Source organism: Phycisphaerales bacterium, assembly GCA_029268515.1.
In the GTDB taxonomy this organism is placed as follows: domain Bacteria; phylum Planctomycetota; class Phycisphaerae; order Phycisphaerales; family SM1A02; genus JAQWNP01.
The window spans coordinates 542,451-564,588 of record JAQWNP010000006.1 but is presented as its reverse complement, the minus strand read 5'-3'; the positions used below and the strand labels follow the sequence as shown (position 1 = coordinate 564,588).

Sequence of the window (22,138 nt, the reverse complement as noted above, 5' to 3'; positions counted from 1 at the left end):
AAGGCAAGCACATCTAAGACGGAGCAACTATTGTCGCGATATTGACCAAACAGTGAGCCAAACGAAAGCAACAAGCGCCGTAAGAAAAGCAATGATCCCTATCCAGGTCCAAAATCCGCCATTACCAAATCCAATCGTAATACAACCCAGAATTCCAATCACAGTAATGATCGCTAATAGGGTTGGTGGCAAAGTACTTGTTAGCTCGCCTTGCACCCACTCCTTCTCGGGCTTGAGCAAGCCCATTTTTTCAAGGTCTTTCAGACTCATTTCACAGGCTCCCTTGAAAGGAAGAAGTCAATAACCTTCTGTAGTGCGAACTTCGCACGTCCGGTTTTCATTTTGACCATCAGAAGTGGGCCATCGTACTGAGATGCAACTGCAAAATGCAGATGAGTGAATGATCGACGGGTCAACCACGTCTCTGAAGCTGCGCCTAGTATGAGTACATCTGCCTTTTTAGCCGCCTCACTAATAGGTACCACAATGCCACGCTCACTCTTACGAGTGATTTCTATTTTTAGGTTTCGGATTGGTGTGCTATTGACAACTGTTGTATCACCGAAAATCTCAGCCAACAATTCCTCGTCAGTAAATTCATCTTCAGTGTTTGGCCTCATGATTCGAAGAAGCTCTATGACCGTCTCAGAGCCGGCAATCATCTCTGCAACTTGCACTGAGTAGCGAACCTGATCTGGATTAGCGCAGGGGATTAAGATTCGCTTCGGATCACTGGGCAGTGTCCCACGAAGCACAACTGTATTGGCGTCCGCTTCAGCGAGAACACTATCAACTTCATCGCCAATAAATAACCCACGACGTCTCGCAAGACTCGTGTGGCGACTTCGTGGGCCAGCCCAACCCATCACAAGCGTATCTATCTTGCGCTCTTCAATCGTCTCAACAATTGATTGTGATGGGATTCTTGACAATCGCACCAGTCCTGCGCCATTACTACCCTTGGCATGAAGTTCCTCGAGTCCCTCATTAACAACTGTACGGGCCTCGCTAATAAAGCGGCCAGCAGATGCATATGGAAGTTGCTCCGGCACATGCACAACATGCAACACGATGATCGAACAACTGCCATCCTTCCAGCCCGCAAGCCGTGATGCTAAATCAAGTAACGGACCCTTTGTGCGGGGGTTTGCAACGGGCACGAGAATACGTGAGTTTGACTCGGGCGCAAGATCTTTGTGCTCAAAGATCACCGGCGAAGCGCGGTAATCGTGTTCTTGTCTGCGTGAGTAGGTGTAATAAAGGACAAGGCCGATCACAATCCAACCCACCGCAATAACCAGAGATATTGGTATGTAAACAAACAGAAATGTGGCGACAGCAACTTGGCCAACGACGGAAATGATTGGTATCACCGGAAATGCTGGTGTTACGAATCCGAACCGAAGCTTGTCTCCATATTTACGTCTAATTGTAATACTTGAAAGATTGACCGCTGCAAAGACGAGAAGAAACAAAACACATGTGGCCGCTGCCACTGTCTCGACTGGGAGCAATAGCGCTGTCAGTATGATTATTAAACCGCTCGCCAACAGTGCAACGACAGGCGTGCGTGTCTTCGAAGAGATCGTTGCCATTGCTGGTGGCAAGTAACGATCGCGACCCATTGCGAAACTCACGCGAGTTGAGCTGTAGGTTGTAGCGTTTAGCGCACTCATGGTTGAAAGCACGGCGCCAATAACAAGAAGAATAGCACCAGTACCCCATGGCATGAACTGGTTTGCCGCCGTCGCCACGCCAAGCTCGCCAAGTGACGCCATATATTGCCAAGTCTCACTGGCCAGCCAGCCTGGCTCGATTCCGGATTGAGTAATAAGGAGTTCTTGCTCTGGAATTGAAATTGCACCGAGGCAAACGATCGCGACCAAGATATAAATTGGAATGACAATGAGCAGTGACAGAAAAACCGCCCGCGGAATATTTCTCCTTGGTTCCACAACTTCTTCGCCAGCTTGAACGATGATTTCATAGCCCTCAAAGGCAATAAAGGTGAGGCCCATCGCAACCAACACGCCACCAAATCCATTTGGAAGCAGGGGTGTGAACTTACTGGCCACTGATGAATTAGAAAGTCCTTCCCCAAAGGCACCCCCATTAATCATTGTGACGAGACCAAAAATTATAAAAATACCGATGACAACAATCTTCGCCAGTGTGATGATGTTGCCTGTTTTTCCGGTTTCACTCGATCCACGGTAATTCACCCAGATGAAAAACAAGCAGACGAAGAGTGTGAGGCCTTTAGAAAACCATATGGCATCCATGCCAAATAGTGTGCCTGCTGAGTGGGGATCTGTGACTGGTCCGACTTCTCCCCAGCCGAAGATTGTTTGCATCGCCCAAACAAGGTAGACACCAAAGACCGCCGCATAGAGAGCGCCAGCAACAGCGTGTGCAAGCCAGTCCATCCAGCCTGCAAGAAATGCACATGGACCAGGTAATCCAAATTTCACCCACAGGTAGCCTCCACCGGCACCAGGTATCGCGCTACCGATCTCGGCATAAACCATGGCGGTCAGTAGTGTCAACACACCGTTGAGGCAGAAAGCCAGAATCAATCCTGGTCCAGCCGCGCCTGCAGCTATGCCCACTAACGCGAAGATACCGGCCCCAATCATGGCCCCGACGCCCACCATTGTGATGTCTAATAATTTGAGATTGCGCGCGAGCTGTGTAACCGCTTGGCCATGGCCAGCATCAGCCACTGCCGTGTTGGCTTGCTCGGTGTTGGGAGTGGTAGGGGCGTCCTGTGATGCCATGGGATGGAATTGTAACCGAGCCTGTAGAGTCTTTTCAGTTTTTAGCCGACAAGCCGCTTAAACCACTGAGCAACTCTGGAATACCCTTGCCGCGTGTTGCAACCGTCTCAAAGATCTGGCGGCCCTCGGCGATATCCAGTAGTTCACGGACCAGTTTATTCTCGCCCTCGAAGTCGGCTTTATTGACCACAAACAGATCTGCGATCTCAAGAATGCCGGCCTTATCCATCTGGACTGAATCGCCCATACCGGGAACCACAACCACAACAGTGGTATCAACATGCTCGCGAATGGCACAGTCATTTTGCCCCGCACCAACCGTCTCGACAATGACTCTATCAAAGCCAGCCCCACCCAAAAGCTCGATGGTGTCGGTCAACGCGGCGTAGTCCTCGCCGACAATGGCGAGGCTTCTATAAAACACCGATTCATCGACTTGATTGAAGTCGACTCGTAATCGATCCCCAAGCAGAGCACCACTGGTAATTGGACTCATTGGATCAAAGGCAATGACTGCCAGCTTTCCACCTTCACGAACGATCTCTGATGCCATAGATGCCACCAGTGTTGACTTTCCTGCACCCGGGGCACCAGTCAAGCCAATGACATGTTTCGGTCTCCGTCTGGGAGCGCTGCCGATTGGTCGCCTCAGCTGAGCGAGTGTAATTTGTCTTGCTAACGCTGCGGTTGGGTGTTCGAATGCCTTGTCTGCATAAGGCGTGGTTGCTTCAATCACGCTTTCAATAATGTTGTTCATACTTGTGCCAGTATGGAACACCTTCGCTACACCAGCGTCTTCCAGCGTCTTAATATCGGCTTTTGGAATAATGCCGCCAATATTGATAGTGATGTCCTCTCGGCCAAGGTCGCGGCACTCTTCAAGAAGTCGAGGCACCAGGACTAAGTGAGAGTTACTCATCATTGAGCCTGCCACACAGTCAACATCTTCATCGCGAGCGGCGATGGCCAAACTACGTGGCGTCTGCCAGAGGCCGGAGTAGATGACGTGAATTCCACTATCACGCATTGCTCTAGCAATGAGCTTCACCCCACGATCATGTCCATCGAGGCCCATCTTGCCAAGTAAAACCCTGGGACGGTGATCGGTACCCTGGCAACGGTCAATCCGCTCCAAGCTCGTTGTTGGTTCTGTGATTGCCTTCGCCATCTGTCTTTACGATCTCGCTTTTGGACCTATGCCCATTGTTTTGTCATGAGATACCCAGGAAACCACCGCTGTAATGCTGGAAAGTCGGTGCCAAGGGGTCCAAAATAGCAGGGAATCGCTACTTCTGTATTTGTGGACCAGTCGGTGGCTATACTCCACCCTCCCATGAATGCTGATGCCCCCAAGGATAAGCCCCAAAGCTTGGCAATTCGCCTTGACGCCCACTTGCGGGCTGGTATTGCTGCTGCGCTGGAAGACCCCACGGCAGATATTGATCCCATTCTGCGACCCGGCAATAACCCGCTGCATGGCGACTTCCAGGCCAATGTGGCCATGTCATTAGCAAAACAAATGGGGCAAAAGCCCCGTGATCTTGCTGAAGCAATCGTCGCAGCAACAGATGTTGGTGAATTGGCTGAACCACTTGAGGTTGCCGGCCCAGGCTTTATCAATATCACTCTTAAGCACGATGCGATCGTCTCACAGCTCGAGCACATGAGCGATGAAGATCTGGGTGTTTGCCCAGAACCAGACACCCACCCAATTGTTATTGATCTCTGCAGTGTCAATGTCGCCAAGACACTTCATGTCGGACATCTTCGTTCAACAATTATTGGCGATGCGCTTGCTCGTGTCCTAGAGCGACTGGGGCGCACGGTACTACGGGAAAACCACCTTGGTGATTGGGGCCTTCCTATTGCTTTGGTACTCGACCGACTGAGGCTTGATGAGGTCGATCTCGATCAACTCGTACTTGATGATCTAGATACCGCTTACCGAATCGCTCAGCAGGCGATCAAATCTGATCCACGCGGATTAGAAGCTGCTCGTCGACTAGGCCTCTGTCATAGAGTTGCAGAATTAGAAGCGCAGCAAACTGGCGCAGATGAGGCACTCGCTTCTGCAAAGCAAGTGCTCATTGGCCTTCAAAATAATGACGCTGAACTTGTCGCCCAATGGAATAAGCTCATTGATTGCACGATGCGCGCTGTCTATGAAATGCTTAATATTCTTGGATCTACGCTTGGCCCCGAACACAATCGTGGCGAGTCTTTTTATCGTGATATGTTGGCGAAGACCGTTGAGGCCTTTGAATCTGCTGGCGTCGCCAAGACCGATCAAGGCGCTTTGGTGGTGCCATTCGAAGATCGTGAAAGGCCACTCTTGATCCGCAAGTCAGATGGCGGCTTCCTATACGCCACCACAGATCTTGCGGCCATTGATCATCGTGTACACGATTTGGGTGCTGACCGAGTGCTCTATGTCGTCGATGCTCGCCAGCGGGATCACTTCCGAGACATCTTTGATGCGACCCATCTCATTGGATGGGATCAAACAAAGGATGGAAATCAGGTTCAGTTTTCGCATGTCGCATTTGGATCAGTCTTGGGTAAAGACAAGAAACCACTAAAGACAAGAAGTGGTGAAAACATCAGCCTCAGTTCACTGCTCACCGAAGCTGTGGCCAGGGGGCAGCAGGAGGTCTACCGGCGCGCCGAAGATCCAAAATCGCCGACGCACGGACTAGAAAGAGTTGTTTTAGATGCGACTGGCGCTGCTATTGGCATTGGCGCCGTTAAATATGCTGATTTAAGCAATGACTTACTGCGTGACTACGTCTTTGATATGGACAGAATGATTTCATTTGAAGGGAATACGGGGCCTTATCTTCAATATGCACATGCTCGAGTCTGCTCAATCTTCTCCCGAGCTGAGGGTGTGTCGTTTGAAAAACAGCCCCTGGTACTAGCGGCTCCAGAAGAGCGGGCACTTGGCCTGGTGCTACTTGCCTATGGCCCAATGGTCGCTGAGGTTGCCCAAAGCCTTGAGCCCCATCGACTATGTAATTATCTTTATCGACTTGCTGAAACCTACAACAGTTTTTATCAACAATGCCCCGTCCTGAAAGCTAGTGATGAGGCCACACAATGCTCTCGACTCAGACTCTGCGACCTTGTCCGACGTGTCCTTGCTGATGGCCTTGATCTTCTAGGAATTCATGCGCCAGAACGAATGTAACTCACTTAATACCGAGTCATACCGAGCGATTAAAAAGAGGCCCTTCCGTGGCAAAACAAAATAAACCCAACCCCGAAGTAGCGTCAATGAAACTAGGTGTCTTTGTATTAGGCATTCTTTTTATCTGTGTTGCAATCATCTTCTCAGGCATGCTGGTGACTCAGTATATGGCTGGCGTTTCTTTGCCTGGCTGTGGCGAAAATAGTCCATGTGCTTTGATAACAAATGGAGCCTGGGGGCGAGTACCAGGTGTTGATTGGCCTGTGAGCTGTGTGGGATTCGCGTATTTCATCGCAGTGTTAGTCGGCTGGTTTTTATGTAACGGAACGAATGGAGTCAGCCTTGGTTTCCGTTGGATTGTGCGTATTGCCGCACTCTTATCACTACTCTTCCTGATTGTGATGATTGAGAAAGGCAGTATTTGCCTTTATTGCCTATTCACGCACCTTGGTAATTTTGCCTTCTGGGCCACCATGGACTTCTTTTCGCCACGTATCAAGCGTGGAAACGAAGCACCCGCAATCGCGCTTATTATTGTGTTCTGTGTCACAACTCTCATTCTGTTTATTGTTGATAGCTCTATAAAAGCCGGAGTAAACACTCAAGAAACTCAAGATCTGGCTGCGTCAACCCAAGAAATTATTGATGGAGGTAGCGCCAATACAACCCTGTCTATGGGCGATGATCCTGGCTTCATTGGTCGTTATCCCTCTGGACCAGAAAATGCACCTATTCGAATTGTGATCTTCTCTGACTATCAGTGCCAGGATTGCAAGTTAATCGAATCTCAGCTCATTACATTGTTGGGGGAACGCAGCGACCTACTTGTTTCAACCAAACATTTCCCGTTCGGCAAAGACTGCAACCCACTTCTCGCAACAGATGTGCACCCACAAGCGTGTCGTGCAGCAGCGTACGCTGAGGCTTTTGGTATGGTTGGTGGACCAGAAGCATTTTGGCGTGCACACTTCTGGCTCTTTGAAAACATGGGTTCAGTAACAGATGATCAGGTCATCGATTTCTTGAATGAGTTAGGAATTGACCGCGATGAATTTCAGCGTGCATTAACGGACCCGGAAATAGCTAAGAGAATACTTGCGGACATCGATGAAGGACGTGAACTCGGGTTGTACTTTACGCCGATGGTTTTCATTAATGGCGTCCAGCTTCGTGGGTATCGAGCGCCCAACGCCTTGATAAACGCAGTTAATTCAATAGCGGCTACCAACCCACCACCTGGCTATGCCTATCAGGACACGCCTGACAAAGCTTTTGAAAAGTACATCCAAGACTGGAGTAATAACGAACGGGTCTCCAACTTTATAACACCAGGTACCGTGACCATCGATGTTATTGGTGATTACACACATGGGCTAAGTGCAGCAGCAAACAAGGAAATTTTGGCGCTTATTGGTGACGATAAAAGTGTCATTTACCGTTTTCATCCATTCCCATTTGATCGATCATGTAACTCGCTTGTGCGCAGTACAGAGCGCCCGCTTGGATGCGATGCGGCACTACTTGTTGAGGCTGCCCGTTTTTATGGCGGCGACGCCGCCGCGTTCGCTGTCGGTCAAATGATTTTGCAAGGCACTATGACGGATGGAAACTTCTATGGCCCAACCACCATCAATGATGCAGCAGATCTTATTGGCGCTGACCCATATGACCTTCAGCAAATCATGAATTCGCCAGATGTCCGGTCGCTTTTGACCACCGAGATCCAAACCCAAGGGCCAAGAATATTCCGGGGCATTCCAACGGTGTATATCAATGGTAAGAATTTGCCTCGCTGGCAAATGAAGGGTGAAGACGTATTGTCAACTGTATACGACCGTGCAACCGAAGACGCTGCTGCACGCCGTCCATAAATCTATTCTCTAGGGCGCTGGAACCACTTGATAGATCTTGCCTTTTTGTCCATAGGGTGTATCAAACCCACAGGCATAAAGTTCCCCATCTGGTCCTATGCCAAATGATGTGATCGATTTTGGAACTCTTGAGTGAAAGACCACGCGGTCTGAGGTCACCACTCCATCCTTTGCACGGAGTCCCCAAATACGGCCACTCATGAAGTCTGCTACGAAATAGATGCCGTCAAGTTGCGGGTACGCTTTGCCGCGATACACATATCCGCCAGTTATTGAACCGCCACCCCGTCGGTTGTATTCAAAGACTGGCTCAACAAATGGGCCTTGTCCTTCGCCGCCACGAAACGCGTGCTTACCCTCACGTGCATTCCAACCGTAGTTTCCGCCCTTGACGATAATGTCGACTTCTTCAAACTTGTTTTGGCCGACATCCCCAGCCCAAAGAGCACCTGTTTTCTGATCAAAACTCATGCGCCATACATTTCGTAATCCATAGGCCCAAATTTCGTTGTGTGCGCCACTTTGGCCAACAAACGGGTTGCCTGGTGGTATCGCATACGCTTTCCCATCAACTTGGCTGTTGTTGACGTCTATCCGCAGAATCGTGCCGAGTAATGTCGATAAATCTTGCCCATGGCCATGTGGATCATCAGCGGCGCCTCCATCACCAAGACTGATGTACAGATATCCATCGGGCCCAAAGAGGACTGTTCCACCATTGTGGTTTCCCCATGGTTGTTCAACAGTCAATAGCACCTCTTCGGTCGCTGGATCAATCGGTTCCTTGCTGCCTGATTTTGCAGTAAATCGAGCCAAGACGCCCCGTCGGGGTTTACTGGCCGTGTAATAAACATACACCTTCCCAGAAGATTGGTAGTCGGGATCAAAAGCCATCGCCAACAACCCCTCTTCGGAGTTCTGCATTGATACTTTATCTTTGCGAATGTCCAAAAAGGTACGCTTAACTGGGGCGCTACTTTCTGTATCAACAGCAAAGATGCGCCCAGGGCGTTCTGCAATGAAAAATGTCGTTTCGTTGCCTGGAGCAGCTGTCAGATCGATGGGTTGGGAAAAAGTCATCCCGCCCCACAAAGGGTTCAAATCGATCTTCGGTATCACGTCGCTGGAAGCGGTTGATTGGGGTGGTGGCGAGGTAGTTGCTGTGGTCTGAATGACTTCTGCCGCAACGAGTTGTGCCGCCACCAAAGTAAACATCGCTGTTGCGAAGCGCATTTTCTATCTCCTTTAAGGGGTGATCATGATACCTCATGACACTAAATGCCGCTTTTGTCACCGTAACGAACAATGGTCCTGATTCAAGAGATGCGGTTTTGATGTATCCTCTTCGCGATGCAATAAGGGGTTATGGATTATGAATCATGTATTACGATTCCGACATGTATTGGCAACAGTAATCGGCCTCACAATTGGCCTAACGAGCGCTGGCTGCCAGAGCAATAACTCACTTGGAATTGACGAAAATCATTCGTTGGTTGTGATGTCTGTTTCGATGGAGAACTTGATTGTTCCCGAACAACACCCCATCCCCCAAACTATTCTGATCAGTGATGGAACAGATCGATGTGCCAGCATTGTGTTGAACCCCGACTGGCCTGTCACTGAAGGCACTGAGAACCTCATGGGAATGGTCTTTGGACCAGTGATTGATCTGATGATTGGTGATCAAGGTTCACCTCGCAATTTGGTTGGTGTGCGATTGTCGCCAGGAAATTATGAGCTGGTTGCGTTGCGAGGTTCCTCAGAAAACTACCTCCTGGCCGATGGACTCTTTCAAATGCCCATTGGTAGCACCTTCACAATCAAAGAGGGGAACCGCGCCTACTACTTGGGACATCTCGATGCCCGACTACATTTACGGGAATCCGAAGAACAATCACCCGCAGCCATCGGTTTCCCTCGTGTGCCCGATCTTGCTGGATTTAATGAGGGCTCGTTCGATATTGATGTAAAAGATCTCTACAGCGAAGACTTTAATAAGCTTGCTGTGAGCTATCCGGCCATCAGCCAAGTGCCACATGAGCAAATGCTCCTTAAGCTTCCTGCTGTTTCACCACAACCGAACTACGAGCTTCGCCCTTTTCCAATTGATGGGTACATTGGATCCTTACCTGACGATGATGGCTCAGAAAATAACCAGTAAGTAAATCACTGGGGTTTGGTGCTAAGCCACATCCCTTGAAATACGGCCATTACCAAACCCCACATTTTGGACCTTTCTTGGCTGTTCAACTGAGTTTGTGCGCATATTGGGTACGAATGGTGGTTTTTAGTTGCACCCTCACCATTGACTTTGCGACAATAACGCTCAAATAGAGGGAGAGGGTCATGAGACTTGGATCACGATTAACGACGGTTGCCTTATTCATGCTCGTGTTAATGACGGGCTCGGTGAGCGCCACAGAATGGACTGTTTGCGCTTCAGGCTGTGACTTTGCCACCATTCAAGACGCCGTCAGTGCTGCGGGCTCTGGTGATTTGGTTTCTGTAAAACCCGGCACATATACCGGCACCGGAACCTCTGTTGTTGACATTGCGTCTAAGGGCATCACTCTGAGCTCGACTGATGGGTCACGAGTAACCACTATTGATGGCCAAAACGTTCGAACCTGTTTGACCTTACATCCTTCTGGTGGATTCGAGAGCATTATTGAGGGTTTTACTTTTTTGAATGGCCGATCTTCAACGACTGGCGATGGTGCTGGTTTACACATCAACGCCGCTAGCCCAACGATCAGCAATTGTCTTTTTCAAAGCAACCACGCAGAAAATGGTGGGGGATTGCATATTGAAGGGTCAAGCAGTGCTCTTATCAAGAGCAGCGATTTTCAAAACAACACAGCCAGCATTAACGGTGGAGGCGCCTTTAATAGATCAGCAAATGAAGTGACATTTATCGACTGTGACTTCAGTCAAAACCGCGCCCTCAATGGCGCTGGTGGGGGAATTTATTTTGGAGATGTCACGATTGGCGCAGTGACGCAATGCCGGTTTAACATTAACGAAGCCGCCCTTAGTGGTGGTGGGGTCTTTTTAGGAAACAACACCGCAGTCGACTTTTCCACTTGTGACTTCTTGAGCAATGAGAGTGGGGATCATGGTGGGGGCGCCTATACAAATTCTCAAGAGACGTCGTTTGACAATTGCATCTTTAAATCCAATACAACAGCCAATGTGGGTGGCGGTCTCTATGTGTACGCTGGTCTTCTGGTCACCGTGACACAGTGCTCTTTTACAACAAACCACGCGCTCTCTGGTGGCGGCATCGGCAATTACACCAGTTCACCAACGGTGACGAGTTGTGAATTCTTTGGGAACCAAGCGACAAGCGGGGGCGCCATCTTTAACCACAAATCGCTACCCGAATTCAATAGCTGTTCGATTACAGAGAACCAAGCCCATAGTGGTGGGGCTGTGTATGATCTCGATTCAGATCCTCATTTTATTAATTGCGATGTTGGAAATAACAGTGCGGATATTGGTGGCGCGTTTTATGAATATCAGTCTCGCGCACAACTCGAAGACTGCACTGTGCTTTCTAATGCTGCTGTTGGGGCTGGTGGGGGTATGTATATCAGCACCGGAATGTGGGCGCCACATATAAGCAAATGCCTCTTCCGAGACAACGCCGCTTCAACTGACGGTGGTGCGATTGAAAGTAACTCAACTGATGTGGTTGTCGTTGATCACACCCGATTTTGTGGCAACAGCACCGACCACATTTCAGCAGGTACGATCGTGTCTACTGATGCCTTTACGTTTTTCTTAGACGAATGTCCAGAGTGTGTTGGAGATGCAACTGGAGATTGGGTTGTTGATCTCGCTGATTTTTCAATGCTCCTTGTTGAGTATGGGAGCAGTGGAGATCTTTCTTCAGATCATGATGGTGATGGTCATGTCGGCCTTGCAGACTTTAGTTTGCTCTTGATTCATTATGGAGAAGACTGTTGGGATGAGACGCCACTTCGATCGAGCGTGAGTTCGAATCTCAAGCCAACAACTAAGAACCAAAAGAGTCATCGCATCTCACAATGATCATTTTTGCATAAGATTGATTGATGACGGACTGGACTTAAGATCTACCTATAACTGTGTTTTGGCGATTTGGGTGAGGTCTTTAGGCTCGCTCATTTAACCCCCTCAACAAACAGTCGCCTCGCTAGATCGGCTAGGATTCAGTGATATGCTCAATCACATCCTTGATATTTTGGTCCCTCTCTTCTCGGTCATTCTGATTGGGTACGCCCTTGGGCGATATAAGTTTCCATGGGCGAAAAAGGAAGTTGGCTACCTCATCCTGCAGGTCGCACTACCTTGTTTGATCATCCACCAACTAGCAAATGACCGGGCGAATCCTGTTCAAATGCTGTGGATTATGGCAGCGGCTGCGCTTGTTCTGATTCTCGTTTTTGGAATCGGTGCATTGGTCATTCGCCTAGCCAAAATGGATGCCCGTACCTACGTCACGCCAACAGCGCTTAGCAATATGTCTGTTGGCATCGCCATTGGTTTACTTGGTTTTGGAAACTCTGGCTTGGCGCTTTGTATTGGTTACGCGGTGGTTGTATTGATCACCCAATTCAGTGCTGCGATATGGTGTTTTGAGGGAAAGATCACATTCAAGCCACTGCTTAAACGAGGACTACTCTGGGCGAGTGTCGTCGCACTGATCATTATGTTTAGTGGGCTCACGCTACCGAGCTATGTTGATAGATCACTTGAGTTCTTTGGTCATATGGCAATTCCACTATTGTTGTTGTCTTTGGGGTTCGCACTCTCCGAAGTCAAACCAAATGGCTTTGGAAAGGCGATGTTGTACTCGGGATTGCGTTTAGCAATTGTTGTTGGCGCTAGCTATCTCACAACTTTGATCCTTGGGCTTACTGGTGAGACCCGCACAATTGTCTTGTTGTTGTCAGTACTACCGTCATCAACGATTAATGTCATTATGGCCAGAGATGCTGGCTGCGATATGGACAAGGTCACCATCTATATCTTCTGTACCAATATCTGGATGGCTGCGACCCTACCTGTCGCGATGTGGCTCTTGCTCTAAAAGACCATCCCACCGCTTCACCTCAATCCCCCCATCCCTCGCAACATAAATCGAGCATGTGCCATCTTCCGCTGTATGAAGGTGAATTCTTTCACTCTTCTTGAGCCACTGACCATCACGAGATCGCTTCGATGATTGCAGCACAATAAGAGGCTGTAACTGATTTATTAACTGCTTTGATGCCCCTGATTCTTCTCCGTGGTGTGGCGCTTCGATGACATCAACTGGGCCAATGTTTGGAGTGGTGAGTAACAACTTAATACCCTGTTCCTGAATGTCCCCACACAGAAGTATCCGCCTGCCCAGAACGTCAAGCTGCAAAACCAGAGATGCATCGTTTTCGCTGGCATAGATCATGCTATTTTGTGGCGCTAGGCATATACATTTGGTGTCACCAAACGACCAAGAATCGCCCATTGTCGCAACCTCGACCAATACGCCGACTTCTTCAGCCACCTCTAGCACTCGCTGAGCCCAACGATCGCTCGCATTCTGTGGCTCTGTGTCTATTGAAGAAATGAATTGGCCACTGATAACTAAACGTTTTGGTCTGAATTCCTGCAGAACCTCAATAGCGCCAGAGATGTGATCGCGATGTGGGTGACTCAAAAAGAGAATGTCCAATCGACGCACGCCTAATGCGTGTAGTGCCGGTGTAATAGTGCCTCGACCAATTGATGGTCCTTTCTGTGAACCGGCATCAAAAAGTGCGATGTGAGTGCCACTACGTAATAAATATGAGGAGCCATCGCCCACAGCAAGCATATCTATTCTCAGTGGACCACTTCTGCACAACAATAAACTTGAAACAATGAGGCTGACAAAAAGTAAAACACCACCCATTACGATGGGCTTTCGCCATCGCGTAGATTCCACCACAGACCAAGCAATCGACCAAATGAGCCCGAATACACAAAGCGCTACTGGTATTTGTGGAAGTGGCCACCATGATGCGCGCCAACTTGAAACAACAGCTAGTGTGCAATCAATACCTGTCACAAGCGTGTTGATAAGCCAACATAAGGGTTCTAGTGAAACACTTAAGACTACCCCTATGCTTATATGAAGAGCGCCGACAATCATGAGTATTGTGATGAGCGGTAACAACACAATTCCAAGTGGAGCTGCGAGTGGGGAGAAAATTTGAAAGTGATACGCCACCAATGGAGTAGCGATTAACCATGCAACCAAAGATCCAGCAATAAAATTGGCGATCCAGCGGCGCGCCTTGGATTCCAGTTGAGGTTGAATTGAATTGAGTTCTGTTCCAAGCCACCGTTTTGTAACCCGTGGGGTGAGTACAACCAGTCCAATCACCACACCAAAACTCAATTGAAATCCTGGCGCACCTAACTCTTGTGGTCGAACGCTCAGTAATGCAAGTGCTGCAATAGACAGGGTTCCGGTCAACGCTAAACCTCGACCCAAGATGAGGCTGCCGCCAAAGAAAATAGTCATGATTGCTGCCCGCAGTAACGGAGGGCGAACCTCCACCACAAAAAGGGTGAGAAGCGCCATGGTGATCACAAGAATGCCAATCATCCGAAATGAAACGTGGAGAAGCCGCGCTATCGTGATAACAAGGCCAACCGCGATTGCGAGGTGAAGGCCTGATATTGCTAACAGGTGAGCCACGCCAAGGCGACGAAGCAAGTCCATAAGACGTGTCAGTTCCGAACCACTCCGTTGACCAAGTAAGAGCGCCTTGATTGTCCCGCCAGCTGCGGGCGAGAGGCCATTGGTTGCCGCTTCGCCAACACAATCATGAAGTGCATCTCGGTATTGCCCGAGTGCTGTCAGTACATTCATAGTGTGTTCACTTTGAAGTACTTTTACCAAACTTATATTTGGTACCGAGATCAATAAGCTGATGCCATGTTGATTGGCCCAATCAACCTGATCAAAACCCCCGGGTGATTTTGGTTGTGTTGGAAGCCGAGCCCAACCCATGAGACGCACAAGACTTCCACGTTCGATGTGTTTTAGGTTGCCTTGTATCCAGACCATGCATGTAATCTGCGGTTGCTTGACTTGGTTCAGTTTTGGTGGATAGCCATCGAGCATTTGGACTGATTTAAGAAGCAATCGCGTTACTTGCTCGTCGTCGTCGAACATCCTTGTGGTTGATGATGTCACTATTGGCCGAGAAGAAACCACGCCTTCAACAGCAACAAGGAAGTGTTCGTGCCTGTGGGGTGGCATTAGGGTGTTCCTGGCATTCGGTGCTGCAACCCCTAGACTCACGCCTGCGACGATGCCGGCGATGCAAGTTAATCCAGCCCATAGTTTGGTTATTCGATGTGATGCTGGATTTGTGATCTGGACAACTCGATTTCGATCCACGCATGTCATGGCAATAACGAACATCAAAAGAGCTATCAACAAAATCAATGGTGTCGAATGCCATGTTGCTCTAGCGCCCACACATGTGCTAAACCAAATGCCTGCAACCAGTCCAACAGCTGCCCAAGTGGCCTGGCCAAACAAAAAAAATGAGGTGTTGGTGCAGGCTTTGGGACGACATGAAGCGGGCTGATCTGAAGACTTTCTCACACACTAAATTGTCCCGGTGAATCAGGGGCCAGCGGCCAATACCCCTATAAATCGACTGAGGGTCAACTTTAGCTGCCCGTTGTGATGCTGCGTTGTCATTGGAAAATGCCTGTCAGGTACAAAACTGTCTGTGCCCGTAAACTAGTCGCCACGTCATGGAAACACTCCTTGGACAAGATGCCGCCGTCGCCAACCTTCAGAGGGCGATGGATTCCGGAAGAATGCACCACGCATGGATCTTGGCTGGTCCAAGCGGTGTTGGTAAGTGCACATGCGCTATCGCAGTCGCAAAGCAATTGTTATGCCCAAAAGACCTTATGGGCGCACCTGATCCAGATTGCTGTCATGACATTGATCGGGGCCTACATCCAGATTTTCACCTGATCTATAAAGAGCTTGCCGTCTATGCCCAGACAACTCAATTACGCACCCGCAAGTTGCTCAACTTGCCATTAGACCTGCTTCGAGAGCTCATGATTGGTGGCCAAACAGCTGATGGAAAGCGACATGAGTCCAGAGCATTCAAGACCGCCGGCAGGGGTAGGGGCAAAGTGTTCATTATTGATGAGGCTGAGTTACTCGACCTCAATGCTCAAAACGCACTCCTGAAGACCCTTGAGGAGCCACCTGCCGCAACCTACACCTTTTTGGTGACGAGCCGTCCACAAAAGCTATTGCCAACAATACGCAGTCGCTGCCAAATGGTGCGGTTTGGACCACTTGATGATCAAGCGATGAAGACGTGGCTTAAGTGCCATCACAGTGACCTCGATCAGAAGCAGCAAGGAGAGGTGCTCAAATTTGCCAATGGAAGCCCAGGAAGAGCCCAGGTCGCCTTGGCATATGGGATGACCGAGTGGCCGGGTGAGTTAGTGAAGGGGCTAGAGACGCTCGCGCAAGGTGGTTTCCCGGTGGGCCTTGGTGCCACCATGAACGCACTGGTGGATGAATTTGCCAAAGCTTGGGTGAAGGACCACGAAAATGCGAGTAAGGATGCCGCCAATAAGAGAGGTGCTGACTTCATCTTAGGCATGCTTGCCGATTTCATCCGCAGGGAGATGGCCCAACAAGCTCATAGCGGCCAGTCTGTTGTGCGTAGTATGGCCATCATTGCTGCGATCGCCGACGCCGAGGTCAATCTTGGTGCCTCAGTCAATATGAAACACACTTTTGAGAATCTGGTTGCCCAGTGGTCAGTAGTTGGCCGCAGTGCTTCGGCATAACCCAGACACAGAATGACTGTTATTTGGTTTTGAGGAGGCCGCCAACGCGCTCTGTTGGTCGAAGTGAGCAATACGCGAGGATAAACACTCCACAAACGATCATTAGAACACTCAGTAGTTGGCCTCTTTGCAAACCAGCAATCACTGCAATGCCATCATCTGCTTGGCGGAAGAGCTCTGTAAAAATACGCAAGATGCCATAGGTCAGAAGGAAGGTACCACTAATGATGCCTGGTTTACGTGGTACCAACCACACGATTGCCAGTACCGCTATCAAGATGGGTCCATCGGAAATCGCTTGAATTATCTGCGATGGATAGAAAGCTGTTAGTTGCTCTTGTAAATACACCGTCACTTGAGGATCGCCTTGGTTTGCAAGTTCAATAACACGATCATTGAAACCAAGCTCACCTGGAATGACCTCACGCAGAGGCTCTAGATCAATATGACCTTGGTAGATCTCTTGTGGGTACTGAATACTCCACCATGGTTTGCCTGCTGAATCTGGCAGGGCCTTACCCCACAACTCACCATTAATAAAATTGGCGATGCGCCCTAGAAAAAGTCCCGCAGGACAAATGAACGCTGAAACATCAATCACGTGCCATGGCGAAATTTGACGCTTTAGTCCGAAGAGAGCTGAGGCCAGGAGCACGCCAATAATTCCGCCGTGGCTTGCCATACCCCCACGGTTGAACGCTAAGACCTCCCAAAACGGTATATCTGCTGTGAACTGGAATAAATACTCAGGGTGGTAGAAGAGCACATAGCCGAGCCGGCCACCAACAACCACACCTACGATGAGGTAGACCATGTAATCGCCGACTGTTTGTAATGGAATCAGAATTCGGTGATTGCGAGCAAGCCACCGCGTAATGAGCCATCCAATCACAAACCCAAATGCATAGGACAGCCCATACCATCGCAAGCCCCAGCCATCCGACAACTCGATAGCAAAGGGGTCCATGGTGTGTAAATAGGCATCGGCAAGAAGGAATGACATCGCTTGTGTGGTAGCGTATCACGGGATCTACAAGGAGCGGCAAACTATGGAAAAGAAGACGACAAACCCATCCTCTAACGATCATGCCATGGCAGCCGCTCCATCGGAGTTTGCTGGGGGTGATCGTGCTGATTTGACGCCCCACCTACGCAGGCTGCTCCAGGGCGATTCGCTCGATGCCAGCCAAACAACACAGGCTTTCGAGGCCATGATGACTGGTAACGCCTCACAGGGCGAAATGGGCGCTCTATTAGCACTCTTGGCAACCCGCACCCCCACACCACAAGAGTTGTATGGGGCCGCGCGTGTCATGCGAGATAAGGTCGACCGGGTTGTGTCTTCTGTGCCAATGGAATCACTTCTCGACACAGCTGGCACTGGTGGAGCACCAAAGACATTTAATGTTTCAACACTCGCTGCGATCGTCGCAGCTGGCAGTGGTGTGACTGTTGCAAAGCATGGCAATAAATCACGTACTGGTCGTGGATCCGCTGAAGTTCTACAGGCGTTAGGTGTTGATGTTGATGCTCCAACTGACGCCCAGGGACGGGCTCTCGAAGAAGCGGGTATTTGTTTTTGCTTTGCGCCAAGGCATCACCCCGCAACACGCTATGTCATGCCTGTGAGGCAAGCTCTGGGGTTTCCGACCATCTTTAATTTACTTGGCCCATTAACCAATCCCGCCGGCGCTGGCAGGCAAGTGGTAGGTGTTTATGAAAAACGTTTTCTAGAGCCTGTTGCCGAAACGCTTCTTGAACTAGGAACAATCCGCGCCGCTGTGATGCACAGTTGTGATGGATACGATGAAGTATCAATTGGTGCTGCAACAGACATTATGCATGTAGAAGACAAGGCGATCAGGCATGAGTACTTTGACCCAACACAAATTGGTATCTCATACCGAAAGATGACCGACCTAATGGCGAATGATCTCGATGACGCTGCGGACATCTTTACAGCAATCTTAGATGGCAAAGAAAAGGGCCCGCGCCGAGATCTGACACTGGTTAATGCGGCACTCGCGCTGGTTGTCGCTGGTAAAGCCACGTCGATGTCAGATGGTGTGCAAATTGCTAGCACACTTATTGATAACGGCCAATGCCGAGAAAAGCTTGATGCACTTATTACTTGGTCGAAGAATTGCTGATGTGGAGTGTGGGGTAACTGAGCACCACACGATCACCAGTAGAACTTCCCAAGCCTTCCAAAAGCTCAAACGTCAATTGGCGCCCTGTGACTGGAATATCAATAACCGCTGTAACGTCTTCTTTCGTTAGTGTTGTCTTCCAGCTTGGTTGGCCATCTACAAATATCGAGACCTGTACATTTGCACAAGGTGGCGACTGCTCAGTCAAACTAATAACACCTGAAAAATGTGTTGTATTCAATGGAAGATCATACGTCACGCTCACAGGCCCTTGAATCTCAATGTGATCCAATAGAGAGCTGGGCCCTATTTTTTTTACTAAGGGTGGCACCGGATAAAACCGTGTTGGGGGACTGGTTATCTCTGATGGCTTAAGCACTGTGAGTGATTCAAATTGTGCTGGATCAAAACTAATTGAGTTAATCTCAATCGCCCGGGGAAGGGTTGTTGAGGAAGGCATGCCATCGAGTAGCTGAAGTGTGGTTGTAGAAATCTTGGTATATCCATCAAGGCCAATTCTCAATTCTTGAACATCAATCATGGTGCCATCACGAAATGTAACACGACGCCCGGTTGGCGTTGTGACTTCTGGAATCATTCGAATGGCTCGAATTTGGCTTTGTGGAATCTCCACCACATCAGAGCCCACCTCGATCACAATGGTGGGCGCGATCTCTAAAAGAAAGCCCTCAATTAGATCGCCATTGTTCAAGAAAACGATATCGCCATCTTGCCGTGGTGCCTCTTTTGATAATAGTTGGGTCCCCATGTGGTCTATTGCAACGGATGAGATCTTCTCTAGTGGAATATTTATTGGCCCAAGCCAAGGGTGCCTCCACCCTAAATGTCCTGAGGTCACAGCTTCACTTTGAATAAAATCTCCAGGCAAGTGCTGCCCATCATTGAGCACCACATTCCCGGATGCAGCTATATGAAATTTAGGATTAACACGAGCCCAAGCAACAACAGTATTCAGTGGTTGTTCAATCCAACCATTCTGGCCATCTGCTGTTGCAATTATGGAATTTGTGAGTTCAGCGAGCACTGTTGGCCGCACCTCAAACGGTAATGTAATCAACTCACCATCACCGTCAGTCGATCTTGATTTACGGTTGGCCTCACTTGATGGGGGAGCCGGGAATAACTGACCGTCTTTTAGGCTTGTTGGTTGCTGACTAGGTGGCACCGCTTGGGTGTTTCTTGTGACCGCTCGCCTCACCTGTACGGGCTGGGCTAGATCTTTCTCATTCACCTGCCCGAGTGAACTTGTACTTAAAACACCAAGTAAAGCGACAACAAAGACACAATAATGTCTTATGTGGAATTGCTTGTTGTTTGTATTGTCTTGGGTTTGCATTACATCATCTCTGAAAGATGGGTAGATATCGCTTAGGCATTTGCAGAATAATCAAACTCATCGCTGTGGCATAACTTCCCCCCGCGTGATGATCGAGCCATCCGCCTGACGAAGATTGGTTACGAACCAACGCCTCTCGAACTTCTGGCCACCAGCGTTTCCATTGATCGCCGCCAGCTAAGTACATCGCTTGAACAGCATAGTATTGGCCATAGTAGTAGTGAGGTTGTCCAGAAGTCTTGATGTTTGGAAGTACTTTTTTATTCAGGTACTCAAGACCCTTTGTAATAGCTGCATCCTCATACAAGCCTGCGTAAAACAAAGTTGCAACACCAGCGGCAGTACGTGGCCAAGCCGAGCTCCCTGAGTTAAGCATGTACTTAAAGCCGCCATCTGGATTTTGGCAGTTCTTCACATAGTCAACCGCCTGGTCAATTGTCTTTTTAGGAACTTTAATTCCAGCGTTACGCGCAGAACGAAGTGCCATCACCTGACAAATAGTCACCGACACATCTGCATCAAAAGGTACTGGGTTATATCGCCATCCACCTTCTGAATTCTGTGTACCCACAATAAGATTGACTGCTTTCACCAATGCATCTCGAACCCGCGTGTCGGTTGGATTCATGCCATAAATTTCGCCAAGAAACAGTGTTGCAAAACCATGTCCATACATAGGCCCATGGGAAGTTTTGTCCGCCGCAATCAAGCCTGTCTCGGTGACATTCGAGAGTATAAAATTTAATGCCTTTTGAACTGCCTCACCATGTGGGCCGCGCCCCGGCAAGTTGCCATCTGCCATAATCGCTAACGCCGCTAAACTTGTAATGCCGACATGTTGACGATATTTACCTTCTCCAAAAGAGCCATCGGGGAGTTGCTCTTTTTTTAGATATGCAATACCTAATTCAACAGCACTGTTAAGTTCTGGGGTCATTTCATCAACAGCAGGAACATCTTCGGCGCCTTTTTGGCTTTCCTGTTCGTTGATCTCTGAGGCTGCTTCCTCTTGGGGTACTTGTTGAGGTGTTGATTCTTGTGTCACTCCTAATTTTGGAAAGACCAAGAGTCCAAAAAGAACCACCATGCACCGTGCAATGTGTGGCCACCTTCTTCGAAACACACCAACTAAAAGCGATTGTTGATTGTTTATGTGAAATCGTTTCACCATCAGGGCGATTCCTCTTCCGCCAGAAGTCTGTAGTACGACCGAGTCATCTTCTCATACAGTCGAGAAAATGCCTCGTTGCGGCCTTGAAGCAACTGCTCACGAATGCGGTCTGGAAGCATGCCCCATTCACGTTGTTGTTCTTCAAGATTACTATTGATGTCACCTTCTTGTTTTGGAGGTGTTTGCCCATTGGATTCACCCTGACCTGGCGCCTGTTGGTTTTGTGCTTGTTGTTGTTGTTGACCCTCTTGGGGCTGACTAAGGTCTTCTTGGCTTGGTTTGCTTTGGCTACTGCTTTGTTGTGATGATTGGGACTGCATCGATTGTTGTTCTTTGGCCTGATCCATGAGGTACTCAAGACGCTTTAAAATGTCTTCTTGGATACGCTGTGTTCCAAGTCCACTTTGGTGTCGGGAACCAAGCATGTTGGCACTGATCTCCATTTTCTCAATGGCGACCGAAAAATTGTCTTGCATTGATGCTTCTTCGAGCTCACGGTCAAGATCCTCATCTTGATCTAGTCGAGCAGCATCTTCTGGTGCCTCTTTGTTGTCATTTTGGATGCCGAGTAACTCGTCAAGTGTGGCAGGAGTCTCTTCTTTTGGTGGCGTATCTTCTGTTGGCGCTTTTAGCTCTTGGTCTTCTTGGGGTTGATCTGTCTCAGGAACAACATTGGGCGCAGACCAAGCAACCACTGACATTGTGGTGATGGTAAATAGAATGACGGAATTCATTAGTTTTATTTTCATAGTCGAACAAACCTTATCCTGAGATT

General features: G+C 49.0%; 16 protein-coding genes. 7 read left to right on the top strand and 9 right to left on the bottom strand.

From position 1 onward, the window contains the following. Window positions 1-27: 27 nt before the first annotated feature. The 3 genes from P8J86_05235 to P8J86_05225 are packed head-to-tail and all read right to left on the bottom strand — an operon-like array spanning window position 28 to window position 3,945. Complete coding sequence (locus P8J86_05235; GenBank protein ID MDG2054093.1) at window positions 28-270, bottom strand: hypothetical protein; 243 nt, start codon at window positions 268-270, stop codon at window positions 28-30. Continuing rightward, on the bottom strand, window positions 267-2,777 hold the full coding sequence (locus P8J86_05230; GenBank protein MDG2054092.1) for an amino acid permease: 2,511 nt from the start codon (window positions 2,775-2,777) through the stop codon (window positions 267-269). Before P8J86_05230 ends, P8J86_05235 begins: the two co-directional genes overlap by 4 nt. Before the next feature lie 34 nt (window positions 2,778-2,811). Further along, window positions 2,812-3,945 carry a cobalamin-dependent protein gene (locus tag P8J86_05225; protein ID MDG2054091.1) on the bottom strand — a complete coding sequence of 378 codons (1,134 nt, stop codon included), beginning with the start codon at window positions 3,943-3,945 and terminating at the stop codon, window positions 2,812-2,814. Between the two features lie 201 nt (window positions 3,946-4,146). Between P8J86_05225 and argS the strand changes: the two genes are divergently transcribed. Together argS and P8J86_05215 are read left to right on the top strand one after the other, a co-directional pair. After that, a complete protein-coding gene (gene argS / locus P8J86_05220) occupies window positions 4,147-5,964 on the top strand; it encodes an arginine--tRNA ligase (protein MDG2054090.1) in 1,818 nt (605 codons plus the stop codon). A 47-nt stretch (window positions 5,965-6,011) separates the two neighbouring features. Next, the gene (locus P8J86_05215) at window positions 6,012-7,835 is read left to right on the top strand and encodes a DsbA family protein (protein MDG2054089.1); all 1,824 of its coding nucleotides are present in this window, start codon (window positions 6,012-6,014) and stop codon (window positions 7,833-7,835) included. Between the two features lie 9 nt (window positions 7,836-7,844). On the opposite strand, the gene P8J86_05210 is transcribed toward P8J86_05215, so the two are convergent. Next, window positions 7,845-9,068 (bottom strand): PQQ-dependent sugar dehydrogenase, encoded by a 1,224-nt coding sequence (locus P8J86_05210; protein MDG2054088.1) that lies wholly within the window; start codon window positions 9,066-9,068, stop codon window positions 7,845-7,847. A 139-nt stretch (window positions 9,069-9,207) separates the two neighbouring features. Between P8J86_05210 and P8J86_05205 the strand changes: the two genes are divergently transcribed. The 3 genes from P8J86_05205 (at window position 9,208) to P8J86_05195 (ending at window position 12,909) form a co-directional block, all read left to right on the top strand. Continuing rightward, window positions 9,208-9,996 carry a hypothetical protein gene (locus P8J86_05205; protein ID MDG2054087.1) on the top strand — a complete coding sequence of 263 codons (789 nt, stop codon included), beginning with the start codon at window positions 9,208-9,210 and terminating at the stop codon, window positions 9,994-9,996. 185 nt (window positions 9,997-10,181) lie between these two features. Beyond that, entirely contained in the window at window positions 10,182-11,888 is a 1,707-nt protein-coding gene (locus tag P8J86_05200) for a hypothetical protein (GenBank protein ID MDG2054086.1), read from the top strand. Window positions 11,889-12,036: 148 nt separating this feature from the next. Further along, window positions 12,037-12,909: an AEC family transporter gene (locus tag P8J86_05195; protein ID MDG2054085.1), complete on the top strand. Its 873-nt coding sequence runs from the start codon at window positions 12,037-12,039 to the stop codon at window positions 12,907-12,909. Here the strand turns inward: P8J86_05195 and P8J86_05190 are convergent. Continuing rightward, window positions 12,880-15,261 (bottom strand): DNA internalization-related competence protein ComEC/Rec2, encoded by a 2,382-nt coding sequence (locus P8J86_05190; GenBank protein ID MDG2054084.1) that lies wholly within the window; start codon window positions 15,259-15,261, stop codon window positions 12,880-12,882. The two genes, P8J86_05195 and P8J86_05190, sit on opposite strands and share 30 nt — an antisense overlap. 356 nt (window positions 15,262-15,617) lie before the next feature. Between P8J86_05190 and P8J86_05185 the strand changes: the two genes are divergently transcribed. Further along, entirely contained in the window at window positions 15,618-16,685 is a 1,068-nt protein-coding gene (locus P8J86_05185) for an AAA family ATPase (protein MDG2054083.1), read from the top strand. Between the two features lie 19 nt (window positions 16,686-16,704). Here P8J86_05185 and lgt read toward each other — a convergent pair whose 3' ends face one another. Further along, entirely contained in the window at window positions 16,705-17,688 is a 984-nt protein-coding gene (gene lgt, locus P8J86_05180; GenBank protein ID MDG2054082.1) for a prolipoprotein diacylglyceryl transferase, read from the bottom strand. 46 nt (window positions 17,689-17,734) lie between these two features. On the opposite strand from lgt, the gene trpD reads away from it, so the two are divergent. After that, entirely contained in the window at window positions 17,735-18,835 is a 1,101-nt protein-coding gene (gene trpD, locus P8J86_05175; protein ID MDG2054081.1) for an anthranilate phosphoribosyltransferase, read from the top strand. Here the strand turns inward: trpD and P8J86_05170 are convergent. The 3 genes from P8J86_05170 to P8J86_05160 are packed head-to-tail and all read right to left on the bottom strand — an operon-like array spanning window position 18,813 to window position 22,112. Continuing rightward, window positions 18,813-20,192, bottom strand: coding sequence for a hypothetical protein (locus P8J86_05170; protein MDG2054080.1), 1,380 nt, complete (start codon window positions 20,190-20,192; stop codon window positions 18,813-18,815). The genes trpD and P8J86_05170 overlap by 23 nt on opposite strands. A 4-nt stretch (window positions 20,193-20,196) precedes the next feature. After that, a complete protein-coding gene (locus P8J86_05165) occupies window positions 20,197-21,363 on the bottom strand; it encodes a terpene cyclase/mutase family protein (protein MDG2054079.1) in 1,167 nt (388 codons plus the stop codon). After that, the gene (locus P8J86_05160) at window positions 21,363-22,112 is read right to left on the bottom strand and encodes a hypothetical protein (protein ID MDG2054078.1); all 750 of its coding nucleotides are present in this window, start codon (window positions 22,110-22,112) and stop codon (window positions 21,363-21,365) included. Before P8J86_05160 ends, P8J86_05165 begins: the two co-directional genes overlap by 1 nt. Window positions 22,113-22,138 lie beyond the last annotated feature (26 nt).